Source organism: Maribacter sp., assembly GCF_016744255.1.
GTDB lineage: Bacteria > Bacteroidota > Bacteroidia > Flavobacteriales > Flavobacteriaceae > Maribacter_B.
This window is the reverse complement of record NZ_JADGES010000075.1, coordinates 1-16,877: the sequence shown is the minus strand read 5'-3', so window position 1 is coordinate 16,877 and position 16,877 is coordinate 1. Positions and strand designations below refer to the sequence as shown.

Here is a 16,877-nt window from a genome sequence, read left to right as displayed (position 1 = left end):
ATGAGGATATTGACCGCGAAAGTGCTTATGAAATTCTAAATGAAAAAATAGAAAAGGCAGAAAAAGAAGCAGAAAAAGAAAAGAATAAACCCAGAAGCAGAAAAACATCGACCAGAAGAACTAGTACAAGACAAAACCCAATTATTAAAGTTCTTACCAGTGCTACTTTTATCCGTGGCGTTTTAGGAGTACTTAAAAAAGTTATGCGTTAATCCTTATGAAAAATATACTACAAACATTTTGTCTATTAGCTGTTTTATTACTTTGTCAATGTCAAAAAGAAAAAGACCCTTCTTTCTCAATTACTACAGAGGAAATAGGCAAGCTTAAAAAAAATAGTCTAACAAGAGATTTAGAACTTATCTACGCAGAAGATTCTATTGTTAGAGATACAGTAAGAGGCAATTTTGGTTCCAATGCAAGCAAAATACAAATCTTTGAAAAAGGCGGTAAAAAACTATTAACACTTACCCCTAACTCAGATAGTATCCCCACCATTGAAAACATCCTGATAAATGACCCTAGATTTACCACAGAAAATGGCATAAATACACAAAGTACTTTTAAAGATATCAAAGAAAAGTATGCTATAAAGAAAATAATTACGTCTTTAAACAATGTCTTAATTCTTTTAAAAGACAGCGATATTTATTTTACTATTGACAAAAAAGAACTGCCAGAAAATTTACGCTATAAAACAAATACCAATATAGAGGAAGTACAAATTCCCGATACTGCGAAAATTAAGTATATGATGATTGGTTGGGATTCTTAAATAAAATAGCACCCGCTAACGCAGGTATTTTGAAACAGCGAAAACAATAAATTTGCTTTGTTTTTTTACTCGCCCTTTAGGTTTTTAATCTACACTAATTGCTTTTACAATATAGTAATGACTCTCTACTAATACATTGATTTAAATGTTAGATTAAATTTTATCCTTAGTATCATTTGGATGAATAAAATGAAAAGAATTGAATTTTTAACTTATACTTTCCGCTATACGCCTTAATAAAAAAGTTTCTCGTTCAATAGACATCCCTTTTTTGTCACTGGTTGCCATTGTCTTTTTATTATGTTTTATAGCTTCATAAATATTAACCCATATGGCTTTCATACCATTGTTTATTTCGTAATGCTCCATGTTCGATACACCAAGCTCTTTGTTTATATCGCATGTATAGCAATAAGAAATCATATGCTGAACGTCATAATCTGGCTTGTGCCACGGTCTGTACTCTTCATAAGCGCCAAAGGGCTTAATGTTTCTAATATCTTTGGCTCCAGTTTCTTCACTAAGCTCCCGCATCATCCCTTCGATTTTATCTTCACCCAAATCTAAGCCTCCACCAGGAAGGCTGTAATCTTCATATTTTTCCGTATAAAGTAGTAAAATAGTATTATCTTGAATAGCAATACTTCTAGTGGCTAGCCTTGTAAAAATAGATTTATTTTCTAACGTTTTTACTTCAGGATGGTAATGGGTTTTTAAATTTTGCATTTAGAAAATCTACGCATTAAGTGGATAATAATAAGGGAGATTCCTTTTTTAGTGGTGTGAAAGTCATACCCATTCATTCTGCAATGAAACATAACGGTAAAATATAAGAGTAGTGCGAGAATAGAAACACTATACTTTCGATTTTGCCTTATGCTTGTTAATATACAATTCGCTTAAATTAAGCACTTTAACCCACATTACGCTTATACAGTGTTGTGGTGTGTTTTTATTCCGTTTTCTTTCTATTTTTTAAGATTATTATTGTAATTATATAAATCAAAACGATTCCAAAGGGAATAGCTATAAATCTGTATTCAGGTAAAAGATACCAAAGAGTCAGCACTAAAATAGTTCTGATTAATGTGTGAAAAATTCCAACCCAATGTTTTATAATCCAAGAAAATGGTAACCACATCAATCCTGTCAGAATTCCAACAGTCATTGGAAGAGAAGAATAGTCAACGAGGAAAAATGGTATTGCTATTGAATAAACAAGAATGGCTTGTCCAGCTGTAAAAAGGAAAAGTGTATCGAATTCATTTTTCGGTTTACTTTTATCTAGGAAATTTTCACCCGTGAATTTTGAGAGAAATAGACCTAAGTATACGATGCTTCCAGTTCCAATAAAAATTGTCCAAACCGCTATAAAATCTGAGAAAAAAACCCCGACAAATCCAATTATAGTCCAAACAATTAACCCAGCTAGTGGTGTCGCAAGGAATTTTCCATTTGCAAACTCAATTCTTTGTTCTTCGAGAGTTCTTTTGATTTGTTTCATTTATTATAGTGTTATTAAATTTTGCAAGTTGAATTTCATTGCTAAGCACCATTTCCTTAAATGCACCAGAACTGGCAAATATAAGCAACCTAAATAATTAAATTTTTGGAATACTATTTAATCTGAAACTTATCTTTATTAGCAAGTATCATCGGATTGTTTAATTGCATCCATTCCGTAAGCTCTATTAATTTCTCTACGTAATTCTTACCAAAAGAAGTTAAACTATACTCTACACGTATAGGAACCTCTGGGAACATTTCTCTATGTAAATAACCATTACTTTCTAAAGATTTTAACCTTTCGCTTAATACTTTGTTAGATATTCCATACACGTATTTTTTTAGTTTATTAAAACGCAATACAGGGAAGTATCCTAAGTACACAATAATTAGAATACTCCATTTATCAGACGACAAAGACAACACATCACGAATAGTACATAGTTCCGGCGGATTACGGTAATCTATATGCCCAAACATATTTTTTATTTTTTTTGCGTTTTTAATATGCTGATTATCAACTACAGTTTCTTTTTCCATACCTAATGCATTGTAAGTAACTTTACAAATTCTAAAAATGAATTCGTATTTTTAACTCTCTTTACAAGAGTAAGTTACTAAATGTAACCAAATGAAAAAACTTTTTTACAAAATACTACCGTTAGCATACGGCCAATATTTTAATATATATGCGTTTTTCTCCCCTAAGAAAACGGCAAAAAAAGCCTTCTATTTCTTTTGCACTATTCGCAAAGGACGCGTGCTGCCACACCAAAAAGAATACCTAGAAACTGCAAAAAAAGAAGTTATTACTGTTGCAGACCATAACCTACAAACGTATCATTGGCCTGGAGATAGAGAAACCGTATTACTTGTGCATGGATGGGAAAGCAATACTTTCAGGTGGCGAAATCTTATTCATAAGCTAAAAGAAGCCAATTATAATATCATAGCTTTTGATGCTCCAGGGCATGGGTATTCTACTGGCAAATATTTATATGTCCCTTTATATGCAGAAGCGCTACAGAAAATAATAACGCAATATAACCCCAAACACTTAATTGGGCACTCTATAGGTGGAATGACTATTTTATATAATGAATACAAAAACGAAAGCTCTCCGGTAGAAAAAATAGTAACTCTTGGTTCTCCTTCTGAATTCTATAAACTTATGGACCATTACCAAGGCTTGTTACAATACAACGATACCGTTATGACAGCTATGGACATCTATATAAAAGACAGATTTGGATTTCATGTTAACGAATTTTCTACAGCGACATATGCAAAAACAAACACAAAAAAAGGCCTTTTATTTCATGATAAATTAGATAAAATAACCCCTTATATTGATTCTAAGGATGTACATGAAAATTGGAAAAACAGTACATTTATAACCACAGAAGGTTTAGGACACTCCATGCACCAAGAACATGTAAATGACCAAATTATAGATTTTCTAAAAGAATAAAATTAATTAAAGCAAAAAGAATTATGCAGAACGTTACTCCTTTTCATATTGCTATTCCTGTTCACAACTTGGAAGAATGCCGCATTTTCTACAAGAACACATTAAACTGTAAAGAAGGCAGAAGTAGTGATCATTGGGTAGACTTTAATCTCTTTGGACACCAATTAGTAATCCATTACAAACCCAAAAACGAAAACAACACATTACACCACAACCAAGTGGATGGGCAGGCCGTACCTGTTCCCCATTACGGAGTTGTTCTTCCATGGGACATCTTCCATTCCTTTGCTGAAGAGCTAAAAGAAAAAAAAGTAACATTTGTCATTGATCCCTATATTCGGTTTAAAGGAGAAACAGGCGAGCAAGCTACTATGTTTTTTTTAGATCCAGCGGGTAATGCTTTAGAGTTTAAATCTTTTAAAGATATGTCTCAGCTCTTTACAAAATAATAGGGCTTACTTTTTTCCACGAAACCTATCCCTAAGTACAACATAAACACCGTATAATGCGCCAAAAATTAATGCTGATTTTCCTTTGGACAAAATCATCTCTTGGGTATAATCCCCTTCTATAACTAAGGAAATAACAACAAATAAAACCATTGCCACAAGTACTTGTATTGCCAGTTTTTTAATATCCATAATACTTTTAATTTTGATAAAAGGTATACAACACGAACTCTAATATTTCTGATAAAGCAAAGCGCCAATACTCCCAACTATATTTTTCATCTCGAATTCTATATTCGTGCAAAATTTCTTTTTTCTTCTACCAGTTTAGATGCTATTAATTGCAATGCATTATAATTTTCAAAAATAACTTTGCTTCTCTTCTTCTGTATAAATTTTAGAACCCTGGGCAATTTGTGTTTTTAAATTCTCCATAGCCAAAAAGACCCAACATAAGCACTTAAAAGACATACAGAAGGGAACAACTCTAGCTTAACTATAGCCTGATAGGCTGCCAACTAAGCAAAAAAATCCATTATCAATAGTCCCTTTATTCCTTGTTAATTATAAAATAAAAAGATACTCCTTTTTCGCAAAAAGCACAGTGTTAATTTGTAATTTTCAAAGATTTTTTTCATAAAAAAAGCTCCAACCAAAGGTTAGAGCTTTTTTATTATAATGAAAAAGTATTTACCAAATTTTTACTCTACTGTCTGGAGCCAAGTACAAAGAGTCTCCCTCTTGTACTTTAAATGCTCTATAGAATTCTGGCACATTACGCACAATACCATTTACCCTATAGGTTGCTGGAGAATGTGGATCCGTACTTACTTGCATACGTAAGGCCTCATCTCTAGAGATTTTACGCCACACTTGTCCGTATCCTAAAAACACACGTTGCTCACCTGTAAAACCATCCATCACTGGTGCCTCTTTATCTCCTAAAGACATTTTATACGCTTTAAGACCTATACTAAGTCCGCCTAAATCTCCTATATTTTCTCCTAAAGTAAACTCGCCATTTACATGTACATCCGGCAAAACTTCATACCCATTATACTGCTCAATCAATGCACCTGTACGTTTTTTAAACTCTGTTAAATCTGCTTCTGTCCACCAATTACGCATAGCGCCTGTACCGTCGAAAGTACTACCAGTATCATCGAATCCGTGACCAATTTCATGTCCGATAACAGCTCCTATTCCACCATAGTTTACTGCATCATCTGCTTCCATATTAAAGAAAGGTGGTTGTAAAATTGCTGCAGGAAAAACAATCTCATTTAACGTAGGGTTGTAGTATGCATTTACCGTTTGTGGCGTCATTCCCCATTCCGACTTATCAATTGGCTGTCCTAATTTAGCCAACTCACGATTATATTCCATTAAAGAAGACCTTCTTAAATTCCCGAATAAATCCTTTGAATCAACCTCTAAATCGTAAGATTTCCACTTATCAGGATATCCAATTTTAGGCGTAAATTTACTTAGCTTCTCCAATGCTTCTTTCTTGGTAGCATCGCTCATCCAATCTAAATCTTTAATACTTACCTCATACGCTTTAAGTAAGTTCTGTACTAAAGTTTCCATACGTTCTTTAGCCTCTGGCGGAAAATGCCTTTTTACATATACCTTACCTACAACTTCTCCTAAAGTACCATTCACAGTAGAAACACCTCTTCTCCATAATGGACGTTGTTCTTTTGTTCCTCTAAGTTCTTTGCTATAAAACTCCCAATTTTGTTGCCCCAAATCTTCATTTAACCTAGAAGCATTAGCATCTATAACACCCCATTTTAAATACGCTTTCCACGTTTCCATATTGGTAGATGTAATAATACCATCTAAGGCTTTAGAATAATCTAACATTAAAACACCCAGATTCTTTTGCTCTGCTAAACCTGCTTCTCCTAAATAGTTTTTCCAATTAAATTTAGGCATAATATTAGAAAGTGTGTCTACAGGAAACATATTGTAAAGACTTACTAAATCTCTAGTTTTCTCTTTAGGCAAATGTTGTTTTGCTATAGTAGTCTCTAACATCATAATAGTACTTGCGGTATTCTTTCCTTCTTTCATGCCTACCAAATCGAACATCTTTTCAATATGCTCTACATACTTTGCTCTAATTTCTTTAGAACGATCATCCTCTTTTAAATAATACTCACGATCTGGCAACCCTAAGCCACCTTGCCAAGTATAAACTGTATAAATTGTTGGGTCTTTAAAATCTTGATATACAAACAAACTTAAAGGCACGTTTTGCCCATATTTGTTAGCATAAGCGAAGTAAGTTGCTAAATCATCATAATTCTGTAAAGCATCAATTTTAGCAAACTCTTCTTTTAATGGAGCAACTCCTGTCTTATTACGAGTTTCCAAATCCATATAAGATTGGTACAAGTCGCCTACCTTTTGCTCATCGGAACCAGCTGCAAATTCACCTGATGCAGATTCTTCTATAATCGCTTTTACATTATCTTCGGACGCATCTCTAAGAATATTGAATGCCCCAAACGAAGATTTGTCTGCAGGAATTTCGGCAGTTTTTTTCCACCCACCATTTACATACGAATTAAAATCGTCTCCAGGTTTTACGGAAGTATCCATGTACTCCTTATAAACGCCAGAGGTTAATTCTTTTTCAGGCGTTTTTGCCTTAGAATCTGTTTTACAACTGCCTAAAACAGCTGCAATACTAAGAGCCACATAAGCATAATGCTTGTTTTTTAGTATCATGTTTTTTATTTGAATTAGTTCTTTTAATTAGACTGATAATCTAATCAATTGTTACAAAAATTACAAATAAATAACATAGATGTTGTAAAACAACTAATACAAATATGTATTAAGCCTTAGCTGCTCTATGTCTTTCTCTTGCTAAAAGTGTATTTTTTAACAACATAGCAATAGTCATAGGCCCTACTCCACCAGGAACCGGAGTAATATAAGATGCTTTTTTACTCACATTTTCAAAATCCACATCACCCGTAATATAATATCCTTTAGGCTTTGTTTCATCTGGCACACGAGTAATACCAACATCTATAACAACCGCACCGTCTTTTACCATTTCTGCCTTTAAGAAGTTAGGTACTCCTAATGCTGAAATAACAATATCTGCTTGCGATATAATTTGTGTTATATTCTTAGTTCTACTATGGGTAAGGGTAACCGTAGAATTCCCTGGCCAACCTTTTCTACCCATTAAAATACTCATTGGACGACCAACAATATGGCTCCTACCAATTACTACCGTATGTTTTCCTTGAGTTTCTACTTTATAACGTTCTAATAATTCTAATATACCAAATGGTGTTGCTGGAATAAAAGTACTCATATCCAATGCCATTTTACCAAAGTTGGTAGGATGAAAACCATCTACATCTTTATCTGGATCTACCGCTAATAAAACTTTTTGCTCATTTATTTGTGGAGGTAATGGCAATTGTACTATAAAACCATCAATATCATCATTCTGATTTAACTCTTCGATTTTATTAAGTAGCTCTATTTCTGAAGTTGTACTAGGTAACTGTACTAAAGTAGACTCAAAACCAACACGCTCACAAGAACGCACTTTACTACCTACATAAGTTAAACTAGCGCCATCACTACCCACCAAAACAGCAGCTAAATGAGGTACTTTCTCTCCTCTTTTTTTCATTTTTGCTACCTCAACAGCAATCTCATCTTTTATTTGGGTTGATACCTTTTTACCGTCTAGCAGTTCCATTATTACAATTTTATAATCCTTCCAAACCTAATATTACAGAAGGCTTTTATATTTTAATTTAACACTCTTTACCTTTAGGAGCTTAAATGCTTATTGCATTCCTTTCATGTTACTCATCATCTGCATCATCTTTTTACCACCGCCACCTTGCATCATTTTCATCATCTTACTCATCTGATCAAACTGTTTTAATAATTGGTTTACTTCTTGAATGTTACGACCACTACCTTTCGCAATGCGTTTTTTACGACTCGCATTCAATGAAGAAGGTGTAGATCGCTCACCTGGCGTCATAGAATGAATAATAGCTTCTATGTGTTTAAAAGCATCATCATCAATATCTAATCCTTTCAGTGCTTTTCCGGCACCAGGAATCATCCCCATTAGATCTTTAATATTACCCATTTTTTTGATTTGCTGAATCTGCTTCAAGAAATCATCAAAACCAAACTTATTTTTCGCAATTTTCTTTTGAATCTTACGAGCTTCTTCCTCATCGAACTGCTCTTGGGCGCGTTCTACTAAGGAAATAACATCTCCCATTCCAAGAATACGTTCTGCCATACGAGATGGGTGGAAAACATCTATAGCTTCCATTTTCTCCCCTGTACCAATAAATTTAATTGGCTTATCTACTACAGATTTAATAGAAATGGCCGCACCGCCACGAGTATCCCCATCTAACTTGGTAAGAATAACTCCATCAAAATTAAGGATATCGTTAAAAGCTTTTGCTGTATTAACAGCATCTTGCCCCGTCATGGCATCTACTACAAATAATGTTTCTTGTGGCTGAATTGCTTTATGAATGTTGGAGATTTCCTCCATCATTTTTTCATCTACAGCTAAACGACCAGCGGTATCTATAATTACCACATCGTTACCATTAGCTTTTGCTTGTGCAACACCTGCTTGCGCAATGGCTACGGGATCATTATTATCTTTATCGGAATATACCTCAACCTCTATTTGCCCACCAACTACATGTAATTGATCTATGGCAGCAGGACGATATACATCACAAGCTACCAATAAAGGGTTTTTAGCTTTTTTAGTCTTTAAAAAATTGGCTAATTTACCAGAGAAAGTAGTTTTACCAGAACCTTGTAGACCAGACATTAAAACAATAGATGGTTTTCCCGAAAGGTTTATACCTTCTGTTTCACCTCCCATTAACTGCGTTAACTCATCTTTTACAATCTTAACCATTAACTGGCCTGGTTGCAACGTAGTCAATACATCTGAACCTAATGCTTTTTCTTTTACCCTATTGGTAAACTCCTTTGCTATTTTAAAGTTAACATCCGCATCTAATAGCGCTCTACGCACTTCTTTAGTTGTTTCTGCAACGTTAATTTCTGTAATCTGACCATGTCCTTTTAGAACGTGGAGTGCTTTATCTAGCTTTTCACTTAAATTATCAAACATCTTCTTGCTATATTAACAGGGAATGCAAATTTAACAATAACCGTTGGAAGTCCGTGGTTTCCGTTAAAAAATATATAACACAAAAAAAGCACTCCTATAATTAAGGGTGCCTTTTCATCATCTCTAGGTTAAAAAAAGTTATTTTTTACAAAAGTTAAGACTATCATAATTTGACAAGGTAACCGTAATATTTAAAAAATTACTTACCTCCCAAGGATTTGACAACTCCTCTTGCACCTCTGGGTCTCTAAAAAAGCTGTACTTTAATTCCATTATTTCTGGATTTATTAAAGTCCATGCCCCAGAAGTAGATGAATTACCGTCAGCAGCTCTTACTTTTCTTAAAACAATTGATTACTTTGCATTTTATTAAAAAAAGGCTGCACCAATAATTATTGGTGCAGCCTTTTTTTTTGCTATTCTATTTTCTTGAACACTAAATGATCATATCCATCATCTTCATTTTCGTGCTTCAATTCTATTCTGTTATCTTCTACTTCTAGAATTTTATAATCATTCCCTAAGGGGTAGAAATTACTTTCGGAACCAAAGTTTACAATCATTTCTAACTCATCATCACTATTTCTATACACGAACCACCTTCCTTTACTTACTTCTACTTGGTTAGGATTGTACACCGTAATTAATCCATTTGTCCCAAAAGTAAATGTGTAATTCTCATAAGAAGCAGTGCTTGGGTCTTGGTTTTCAGAAAATAAAGCAACTTCCCATTGCGAGTTGTTAAATAAACCTCTGGCACCAATTACATCTTCGTCGTTTGCATCATTATCACAATCTCTTTCTAACACTAATTCATAATCTGTATCTGGAATTTCAAATTTTAATCTGTCCTCTTTTAAATCCGATATAGGCCATTCGAAACTAACTCCTGGCTCTTCTCCCATAGTAATTGCCATTACCAATCTTCCTTGGTTACTTGTAGTTATTCCCCAAGTACCTTCCGAAGAAACATCAGCACTACTTAAAGTAACTACACCTTCTGCCATAAAATTAAACTCGTATCCTAATAAACGATTTAAGTCTTGACCATCTCGTCTACTCTTTTTAATAATCCAACTACATTCTTTAAGAGCTTCTCTTAAGGTACTTGGGTCACTATCTAAAATATCGCAAGCCTTTTTCATCACAATTTTGTTTCCGTCTTCGGCAAACAATTTAATCTTACCATCTTCTACTTCATATATATACCAGTCTAAAGTAAAGTCTACTAAGTCTGTAAATTCTAACGCTAACAAAACTCTATTCTCTGCAATTCTGGTAGACCATTCGCCAGTTATACTATTACCTTCTCTATCTTTAGCTACAACACCACCATCTGCTGTAAAGCTCATAGCATATTGAAAGTACTGATTGGTTTGGTCTTGGTCATTTCTATGAATTTCATGAATTAACCATGGGCAAGATACCAAGTAAGTATCTAAACGTTCTTTAGAAAAATCGTCATCATTATAGTCATCATCATCATCTTCATCACAAGCTTCTTTTGCACTTTCTATGGCTCTTGCTAATTCTGCATTAGTACTTACTACAATCTCGGAACCATCATATAATTTTAAAGCAATAGGAAAATCCATACTTACTAATTGATCATCTTCTAAATTTGCAAAAAAGCGTCTTAACTGTTTATCGCTTTCTACGGTTGCATTTCCTGTTTGTTGTCTATTTATATTAAAACTGTATACTGTAATTGGGTATACAAAATCGATACACTCTATATCATCATCATCACCTCCTTCTATACAATCGGCAGCTATTTCTCGTAAATCTTCTTTACTATTAATAACTATTTCTGTGAAATCTGCCAGAGTAATAGTAATCGGAAAAATTATATCTACAATATCCTCATCGACATCTAGTTCATCTAAAATTTCTTCTATCGTTTCTAAATCTTCTTTAGAATCTACAATCACCTCTAATCCGTTTGCATTAACGGTATAAGGGAATTCAATTGCAAAACAACTTACGCCATCTACAATATTATCAAAAGAACCATCTTGCGAAGAAGTATTTTTTATAAGTGTTGCGGCTGCCGAAGTAGAGGCAATAGCTTCTGTTCCTTCATCTGTTGATAATTCTTCAAATTCATCTTGACAAGATGTAAATGATAATGCAAGTACTAATAGACTTGCTAAAAGTGTGGTTTTAAAAAACTTTTTCATAACGATTTGGACTTTTTTTGTTTCTATACTTCTAAAACAATCCACATTAAAAATACCCTACTTTACATATTTAATTTTTTTTAAAATATCTTTGAGACAAAACCGACCCATTGAATAACAACGAACAAGATAACGTCTGTAGAGAAGAGGTATTTAGCGCTTTATTTTCTTCTCATTCTAAAACGGTATTTAACTATATATATTATAAGTTTGGTAATGAGGAAAAAGCGTACGATGCTGTACAAGAAGCTTTTGTGAAATTATGGGAAAACTGCGGCAAGGTTGTTCCTTCTAAAGCCAAGTCTTACGTATATACTGTTGCCAACAATTTGTATTTAAATGTTATTAAAGCGGAAAAAATACGCTTTAAACATAGAGATAAAGTGGTTACTACCACTAATGAGTCTCCAGAATTTTTAATGGAAGAAAATCAGTTTAAAGAAAAATTACAAAACGCTTTAGATAGTTTACCAGAAAACCAACGCATCACTTTTTTATTAAATAGAATCGATGCAAAAAAATATGCAGAGATTGCAGAAATGGAAGGTGTAAGTGTAAAAGCTATTGAAAAAAGAATGCATTTGGCGTTAAAATCGTTGCGAGAGAAGATTGATGGCATATAGCCGCTAAATAGTAATGCCTAGCTTACAAAAAAAATGTTGTTACAAAATTTTGCTCACTAGGCATTCAACACTAATTTTTATTTACTTAAATCTTTAACTCTTATATTTCTAAACTCTAATTCTGACCCGTGACCCAAAAAGGCTATGTGTCCTTTTTTTCTATGTAGTCCTGGATGGTCTTTATTGTCTAAGGTTCCATTTTTTGTAGCTTCTTTTACATCTCCATCTAAGATTACCTTACCATTTAGAATAATTTTAATCCTATCTCCTTGCACAATTACTTCTTCAGAGTTCCATTCTCCAACAGGTTTTAAATACCCTCTTTCCGCTGCAATTATTCCGTATACGGAACCGTGGTATTGGTGGTTTTTAAGGTCTTTATAAATAGCCGCAGTATTATCTAGTATCTGAAGCTCTTTACCTTCATAAGCAACATCTCCTTCTAGAGGTGCATGAATACCTAAACCATTATTAGCACCTGAAGTAAGTTTAAATTCGAATCTAAAATTAAAATCGGAATACTCTTCTGCTGTAAAAAGATTACCGTGCCCACCTTGCTTAGGACGTACTGCTATCTGATTGTTTAGCACTAAATAATCCGTCTTATTACCAATCCAATGGTCTAGATCTTTTCCATTGAAAAGAGATTTAAATCCTTCCGATTTTTCTTCTGGTGATAATAAAATGTCTCCAGAGGTAATTTCTCTAACAAAAATATTTCGGAACCCTAAATCTTCTCCATGTGCTTGTAACTCAATAGCTTCTTTTGGAAAAATAGGCAACTCCCTATCCCAATAGTTCTCCAAGATTACATTATCTGTTACCAGTACGCCATTTAAATGAACCGTTACTCGTTCTCCCACCATTTTAATTCGGAAAGTGTTCCACTCATCTATAGGATTATCTGCTACTTCTAATGGAGTACTTCTATTTTTTTGATTATTATACAAACCACCAGAACCAACTTGCGCTCCTACCTCAACCAAAGCAGTATCCCATATTTGTACTTGTGGTGCTCCTCGTAAATAGATACCACTATCTCCTCCTTTGGTAATTTTCCAATCTACCAGTATTTCAAAATCCCCATAATCTTTTATCGTACAAATATTGTTGTACCCTTCCCCTTGGAAACCGATAATACCATCTTTAATAAACCAATCTGCCATCATTTGTTTGTTGGCTTTGGCTTGTGCTTTTTTTAATTTTCTTTTAGACATTTTATTTCTAGCGATTGGGTTTTCTACTAAGCCTTCCCAACCTGTAAAATCTTTACCATTAAAAATAGAAACAAACCCTTCTTCTGTAGACATATTATCTAAAAACTCTTTAACATCAATCTTCACATATTGACTATCTGGCCCAGTAAGATTGTTTACGCTTTTGGAAACAATATCTCGAACAATATTCCCTCCTAATCCGTTTTTTACTCCAGGAGTAGGAAGTGCTATTCTAATAGCTGCATTCGATGCTGTTTCCACAAGATTTTTTCGCTCTAAAAATTCAGAAACGAATACTAAGGATAGAAAAGTTTTTATAGTACTTGCCGTTTGGATAATTTCCTTTTTCTCTGAAACGCTCTTACTATACGGCATTAATTTTCGGGCCAATAATAATTTTTGATCCTCTGGATACGAAGATTTTCTTACTTGCGCCAAATAGTTTGTAAAAGCGCTTGCTCGTAATTCGCTGTTTACCTCTGTGCTTGCTTTGCCGAACAAGTAAGGTAACGCATCGTTATTCCTCCAGTTTGCTAATGCATTTATAGCACCCATCTTTTCTTTAGAACTCGCTGCATTCAATGATTTTACAATCTGTAATAAAGATGTATCGGTTTGTAATGCAGGTAAAATAGGCAATATCCTTTCTTTTTCTTGAATAAAGGCATAAGCATTAAGAACTTCTTTTGCATTATCGGTATCCGAATTATCTAATACCTGAATAATTGCTTTTTGAGTACTCGCAATATTATTCTCTTCTTTCGCAGTATTTAGGAGTTCTAAAAGCATAGATAAATCTTTAGAACTTGCTAAAGAAGGTAATGCCTTAAATACGGATGTCTTTAAAGCATCGTTCCCTGTATTAATCAAGGAAGCAACAGTAGAAAACTGCGAGGAAGCTTTTCTTGCCGCCAATACGTTTACCAATACTTGTTTCCCAGAATCGCCCACTACATTTATAGTATTTGCTAAGATTTTACTATCCTCTACACTACAAACTCTTAATAAGGTTTCTTCAACAGCAGAATATTCTTCTGGGGAAGTTGCCCCTTTCAATGCCGTTAACAATGTAGGTAAGGATTGGCTTTTATTCTGATTTGCCAATGCTTTTATTCCGGCCTCCCTAACGCTTTTATTTTTATCCTTTAAAGAAGATAAAATGCATGTATCAAAAACGGTAGATTCTTCTCTTTTACTTAGCATTCTTAGAATCCCAATCTTACCATTATCCGATGCCTTTTTATAGGCCTTCACCCATAATGCAACTTCTGGTGAGGAAAGATTATTGGATGCTGCCGAAATTACGGAAGCACTATATTTTAGATTCTCATTTTTAGCTTCTTTTAGTAATATTTTGGTAAAAGAAGTGCCTTTTATTTTTCTAAGAAGGTGCATCGCTGCCGAACGATAATGTAACTGGTCCTCTGCCTTACAATTTGCTAATATTGCTTCCGCAACTTTTATACTGGAACCGATATCTCCTTTATCGTGTAATCTTTCCGCGTAATGTACCAAAGCAACAATTGCTTTAGAATTATCTAATCTATAATTAGATTTTGCCGCTGCATCTACCAAAACATCCATAGCGCTTACTGGCGCTATTTGGGCAAGTGCTAACACCGCCTTTTGCTGTACATTTTTTTCTCCAGAAACAGATAACCCTTGCAGTAATTTAGTTGCAGGTTTATACTCTAACTCTCCCAATGCTTTTACAAATGCTGGTTTTTTTAATGCCGCAGCTGTTTTTGTTGTATTTAGAATAGCTTGTGCCCCTTTTTCTGTGTGTATTGTAGTTAATGCTGCAAGCGCTGGCTTATACAACGCGTCCTTTTTTAAATACGTACTTAATAAAGGTACACTGGCATCCGTTCCACAGTATAGCAACTGATCTATTAAAAATGTTTTTACTTCATTATCCGTAGTTTTCTCTATCGCTTGTAACAACACGCCCTCTACCACACTTTGCCTTGTCGTATTGTTTTTTCCTCCCGTATATACCGCTAGGCTATGAATAGCATATCTTGCTTTTGTATCATCGCCACTACCCAAAGGCACTAGCATATCTGTGAATTTTAAGATTCCTTCTGCTCCTAAACCTGTAATTTCTTGCATTACAGCATCGGAGTGATTAAGATCTTTGGTTGGTAATTGTGCCAATACATCTACAACTTTAGTTTCTAAGGTTCTGTTTATTTGTGCTGTGGCTATATGTAGTGTACATACCATAAAAAGTAATGTACTTAGTTTTATAATTGTTTTTTTCATTTTAGAATACTTTTATATTATTAATACTCCCAAGAACTTCTAGATGGTTGATCTACTAATCTATTTGCTTCTTCATCATTTATAAATTCCTGTTTTACAGGATCAAACTCTAAAGTTCTCCCCAGGCGTAAAGCAATAATACCCATGTTTACAACAGTGGCAGAACGATGTCCGTTTTCTTCGTTAAGTGCAAATTTCTGTCTTGTTTTAACCGATTCCGAAAACGTAGTAATTTGTTCTTCTGAATCTGGCATGCTATCTATTATCTTTTCTATATTAGGTAGTGTAGATTTAAAACCGTTATATATTTTTCCGTTTGGCCCTTCTATATACGCTGCATTTTTATCTGCATTTTCGCCATCCAAAATTATTTGACATCCATCTGCATAGGTATACGTTATTTTTCGCCATGTTCCTATGGCATCATAATGTTGTTGCGGAGCATCTACTTCCACTTTTACTGGGCTTGTATTATCTTTTCCTAAGAAATATTGTACTGGATCAATATAATGTTGCCCCATATCTCCTAATCCTCCACCATCATAATCCCAATACCCTCTAAATGTAGAATGTGTTCTATGTGGATGGTATGCTTTTTCTGGTGCTGGCCCTAGCCACATATTATAATCAAAATGCTCTGGCACGGGTTGTGGTGCTAAGTTTTCTTTTCCTACCCAGTAGAATTTCCAATTAAATCCTGTAACCCCACTAATAGTAACTTTTAATGGCCAACCAAGCGCACCACTATCTACGACTTTCTTTAATTTACGAACGGGAGTTCCCATGCCATAAAAATTATCTTTAAAACGAAACCACGTATTAAGTCTAAACATTTTACCGTGTTGCTTCATTGCTTCCACTACACGCTTTCCTTCCCCAATGGTTCTGGTCATTGGTTTTTCGCACCAGACATCTTTCCCTGCTTCCGCTGCCATTATAGACATTAAAGCATGCCAATGTGGTGGTGTTGCTATATGCACAATATCTATATCTGGCCTTGCTAACACCTCTCTAAAATCTCTATATCCTTTTACATCACTTCCTACTTTTTGCAATGTATTTGCCAAATGTTTTCCATCGGCATCACAAATAGCTAATAATTTGGTTCCTTCATATCCTAAGTGGCCTTGCCCCATTCCACCTACTCCAATAACTGCTTTTGTAAGTTGGTCACTTGGTGGAATAAAGTTAACGCCTCCCATTACGTGTCTAGGTATAATACTAATA

The 16,877-nt window shown here is 34.3% G+C and carries 14 protein-coding genes and 1 pseudogene; 5 read left to right on the top strand and 10 right to left on the bottom strand.

The genetic code is table 11. The features are described 5' to 3' along the window. A pseudogene (locus QZZ51_RS12280) lies at nt 1–212 on the top strand (DUF853 family protein); the annotation flags it as partial. A 5-nt stretch (nt 213–217) separates the two neighbouring features. Next, entirely contained in the window at nt 218–775 is a 558-nt protein-coding gene (locus tag QZZ51_RS12275; RefSeq protein ID WP_291870058.1) for a hypothetical protein, read from the top strand. 207 nt (nt 776–982) lie between these two features. Here QZZ51_RS12275 and QZZ51_RS12270 read toward each other — a convergent pair whose 3' ends face one another. The 3 genes from QZZ51_RS12270 to QZZ51_RS12260 all read right to left on the bottom strand — a co-directional run bounded on the left by QZZ51_RS12270 (nt 983) and on the right by QZZ51_RS12260 (nt 2,821). Further along, nucleotides 983–1,501, bottom strand: a complete 519-nt coding sequence (locus QZZ51_RS12270) for an NUDIX hydrolase (RefSeq protein WP_291870056.1) — start codon at nt 1,499–1,501, stop codon at nt 983–985. Nucleotides 1,502–1,727: 226 nt separating this feature from the next. Further along, nucleotides 1,728–2,279: a hypothetical protein gene (locus QZZ51_RS12265; RefSeq protein WP_291870053.1), complete on the bottom strand. Its 552-nt coding sequence runs from the start codon at nt 2,277–2,279 to the stop codon at nt 1,728–1,730. Nucleotides 2,280–2,392: 113 nt separating this feature from the next. Beyond that, nucleotides 2,393–2,821, bottom strand: coding sequence for a helix-turn-helix domain-containing protein (locus QZZ51_RS12260; protein ID WP_291870051.1), 429 nt, complete (start codon nt 2,819–2,821; stop codon nt 2,393–2,395). Nucleotides 2,822–2,912: 91 nt separating this feature from the next. On the opposite strand from QZZ51_RS12260, the gene QZZ51_RS12255 reads away from it, so the two are divergent. Further along, a complete protein-coding gene (locus tag QZZ51_RS12255; RefSeq protein ID WP_291870048.1) occupies nt 2,913–3,752 on the top strand; it encodes an alpha/beta hydrolase in 840 nt (279 codons plus the stop codon). A 23-nt stretch (nt 3,753–3,775) separates the two neighbouring features. Then, complete coding sequence (locus tag QZZ51_RS12250; protein ID WP_291870046.1) at nt 3,776–4,201, top strand: VOC family protein; 426 nt, start codon at nt 3,776–3,778, stop codon at nt 4,199–4,201. Between the two features lie 6 nt (nt 4,202–4,207). Here the strand turns inward: QZZ51_RS12250 and QZZ51_RS12245 are convergent, their stop codons facing one another. From QZZ51_RS12245 to QZZ51_RS12225, 5 genes are all read right to left on the bottom strand, one after another. Continuing rightward, nucleotides 4,208–4,393: a hypothetical protein gene (locus QZZ51_RS12245; RefSeq protein ID WP_291870044.1), complete on the bottom strand. Its 186-nt coding sequence runs from the start codon at nt 4,391–4,393 to the stop codon at nt 4,208–4,210. A gap of 498 nt (nt 4,394–4,891) precedes the next feature. Further along, nucleotides 4,892–6,940: a M13-type metalloendopeptidase gene (locus tag QZZ51_RS12240; protein WP_291870042.1), complete on the bottom strand. Its 2,049-nt coding sequence runs from the start codon at nt 6,938–6,940 to the stop codon at nt 4,892–4,894. 109 nt (nt 6,941–7,049) lie between these two features. Then, entirely contained in the window at nt 7,050–7,937 is an 888-nt protein-coding gene (locus tag QZZ51_RS12235; RefSeq protein ID WP_291870041.1) for a tetrahydrofolate dehydrogenase/cyclohydrolase catalytic domain-containing protein, read from the bottom strand. Nucleotides 7,938–8,027: 90 nt separating this feature from the next. Next, nucleotides 8,028–9,365 (bottom strand): signal recognition particle protein, encoded by a 1,338-nt coding sequence (gene ffh, locus QZZ51_RS12230; RefSeq protein ID WP_291870039.1) that lies wholly within the window; start codon nt 9,363–9,365, stop codon nt 8,028–8,030. Nucleotides 9,366–9,781: 416 nt separating this feature from the next. Continuing rightward, entirely contained in the window at nt 9,782–11,545 is a 1,764-nt protein-coding gene (locus tag QZZ51_RS12225; protein WP_291870037.1) for a hypothetical protein, read from the bottom strand. A gap of 110 nt (nt 11,546–11,655) precedes the next feature. Between QZZ51_RS12225 and QZZ51_RS12220 the strand changes: the two genes are divergently transcribed. Further along, nucleotides 11,656–12,168, top strand: coding sequence for a sigma-70 family RNA polymerase sigma factor (locus tag QZZ51_RS12220; protein WP_291870035.1), 513 nt, complete (start codon nt 11,656–11,658; stop codon nt 12,166–12,168). A 77-nt stretch (nt 12,169–12,245) separates the two neighbouring features. Here QZZ51_RS12220 and QZZ51_RS12215 read toward each other — a convergent pair whose 3' ends face one another. After that, nucleotides 12,246–15,650 (bottom strand): DUF1080 domain-containing protein, encoded by a 3,405-nt coding sequence (locus QZZ51_RS12215; RefSeq protein WP_291870033.1) that lies wholly within the window; start codon nt 15,648–15,650, stop codon nt 12,246–12,248. 20 nt (nt 15,651–15,670) lie between these two features. Next, nucleotides 15,671–16,877 (bottom strand): Gfo/Idh/MocA family oxidoreductase (locus QZZ51_RS12210; protein ID WP_366511974.1); only part of this gene is annotated, 1,207 nt, incomplete at its 5' end.

Excerpts from the sequence above, each read along its gene's own strand:
- QZZ51_RS12275 (WP_291870058.1), top strand. The coding sequence starts at position 218 with ATGAAAAATATACTACAAACATTTTGTCTATTAGCTGTTTTATTACTT.
- QZZ51_RS12270 (WP_291870056.1), bottom strand. The coding sequence starts at position 1,501 with ATGCAAAATTTAAAAACCCATTACCATCCTGAAGTAAAAACGTTAGAA.
- QZZ51_RS12265 (WP_291870053.1), bottom strand. The coding sequence starts at position 2,279 with ATGAAACAAATCAAAAGAACTCTCGAAGAACAAAGAATTGAGTTTGCA.
- QZZ51_RS12260 (WP_291870051.1), bottom strand. The coding sequence starts at position 2,821 with ATGGAAAAAGAAACTGTAGTTGATAATCAGCATATTAAAAACGCAAAA.
- QZZ51_RS12255 (WP_291870048.1), top strand. The coding sequence starts at position 2,913 with ATGAAAAAACTTTTTTACAAAATACTACCGTTAGCATACGGCCAATAT.
- QZZ51_RS12250 (WP_291870046.1), top strand. The coding sequence starts at position 3,776 with ATGCAGAACGTTACTCCTTTTCATATTGCTATTCCTGTTCACAACTTG.
- QZZ51_RS12245 (WP_291870044.1), bottom strand. The coding sequence starts at position 4,393 with ATGGATATTAAAAAACTGGCAATACAAGTACTTGTGGCAATGGTTTTA.
- QZZ51_RS12240 (WP_291870042.1), bottom strand. The coding sequence starts at position 6,940 with ATGATACTAAAAAACAAGCATTATGCTTATGTGGCTCTTAGTATTGCA.
- QZZ51_RS12235 (WP_291870041.1), bottom strand. The coding sequence starts at position 7,937 with ATGGAACTGCTAGACGGTAAAAAGGTATCAACCCAAATAAAAGATGAG.
- ffh (WP_291870039.1), bottom strand. The coding sequence starts at position 9,365 with ATGTTTGATAATTTAAGTGAAAAGCTAGATAAAGCACTCCACGTTCTA.
- QZZ51_RS12225 (WP_291870037.1), bottom strand. The coding sequence starts at position 11,545 with ATGAAAAAGTTTTTTAAAACCACACTTTTAGCAAGTCTATTAGTACTT.
- QZZ51_RS12215 (WP_291870033.1), bottom strand. The coding sequence starts at position 15,650 with ATGAAAAAAACAATTATAAAACTAAGTACATTACTTTTTATGGTATGT.